Genomic DNA, 1,434 nt, shown 5'->3' on the forward strand with positions numbered 1-1,434 from the left:
TCGGTAGACCAGTTCGATCTTCAGGGTGGACCAGAAGTTCTCCATCAGCGCATTGACGCTCCTATATTTGTCAAGTTGCTGCATTGGTGCTGCGTAGCGGGCGGAGCAGGGCCCAGATTTCGCGGGCGAGGAGTCGTTTGAGGCAGCGGATGATCTCGGCTTTGGTCTTGCCTTCGGAGGTGCGGCGGGCGACGTAGCCGCGGGTGGGTTGGTGGTGCTGCATGCGGACGATGACGGCGCGGTAGAGCGCGGCGTTGGCCTGGCGGTGACCGCCGCGGTTGAGGCGGTGACGGTTGGTCATGCCGGATGATGCGGGGATCGGTGCAACGCCGCAGAGGCGGGCCCAGGCGGGTTCGGAGCGGACCCGGTCGATGTTGTCGCCGGCGACGATGAGCACCTCTGCGGCGGTGTCTGCTCCGATACCGAATGCCTCAACCAGTTGCGGTGCAAGGGTTCCGGTCAGTTCGATCAGCAACACTTCGTGGGTCTTGATCTCGTCGTTGAGGTGTTGCCAGCGCCGGGCGATGGCACGCAGGGTGTGTTTGGTCGCGGCGGTGACGGTGTCAACGCTGCCGGGGCGCAGTCCGGCGCAGCGCTCGATCAGCGCCACCTTCGACAGCGGCTGGAGCTGCTCACGGAGCTCAGGGCTGGCGGTGACGATGACGGCCTTGAGGGTGACCATCGCGGCTGTGCGTGCCTTGACTGCGACGTCCTTGGCGACCTTGATCTGGCGGAGCATCTCGACGGTGCCGTCGTTGGTCTTCGGCACCGAGGTGGCAGTGCCGTTGAGCGCGGCGCGGGCCGCGTTTTCGGCGTCGATGGTGTCGCTCTTGCCGCGAAGCCGGCGGTCACGCCGGTCGGTGCGCAGGACCTCGATGACGCCGATGTCGCGGCGCCGGACGGCTGAAGTCAGCCCGGCGCCGTAGGAGCCGGTGCCCTCGATGGCGAACACGAACCGTTTGGCACCGAACGATGCCGCCCGGTCCAGCAGTTGTTCGTAGCCGGCTTTGTCGGCAGGGAACGACTGCGCGTCGAGCCGGCCGCCGATGTCGTCCAGGGCGACGGCGACATGCACATGCTTGTGGGTGTCGACACCGATGACGACTCGACGCAGCCGGGGATCGCGGTTCATGCTTGGCATTGCGAGCTCTCCACCTCAGACCCAGAGACGACAGGGTTCGCGACGCTGGCCGGTCGGGTGGACGGGACTGTGACGGGACCTGTTGCGATCAGGCTCCTATAAGGTCACTGCCCGCCCGGCCAGCACCACTGGTGCTGCACCGGCAGGCGGACGACAGTTCAACAGCCAGGACACCCAAACCGCGGGGTCAGTCGTAAGCAAGAGTCAGGCCGCCTACCGGCGACTACCAGTCTCACAGTCGTAGGAGTCACCGACGGACCCCATGGAAGGCAGGATTCCGTTGTCCTGCAAGC

Annotated in this window: 1 protein-coding gene; it reads right to left on the minus strand. The window is 65.9% G+C overall.

Annotated elements, in window-relative coordinates; all coding sequences use genetic code 11:
- Positions 1–70 precede the first annotated feature (70 nt).
- A complete protein-coding gene (locus ABZS66_RS61725) occupies positions 71–1,132 on the minus strand; it encodes an IS110 family transposase (RefSeq protein ID WP_354774302.1) in 1,062 nt (353 codons plus the stop codon).
- Positions 1,133–1,434 lie beyond the last annotated feature (302 nt).

This window comes from Dactylosporangium sp. NPDC005572 (assembly GCF_040605515.1).
GTDB lineage: Bacteria > Actinomycetota > Actinomycetes > Mycobacteriales > Micromonosporaceae > Dactylosporangium.

Bases quoted from the DNA above. Each gene is read 5' to 3' on its own strand.
- ABZS66_RS61725 (WP_354774302.1), bottom strand. From the start codon at position 1,132: ATGAACCGCGATCCCCGGCTGCGTCGAGTCGTCATCGGTGTCGACACC.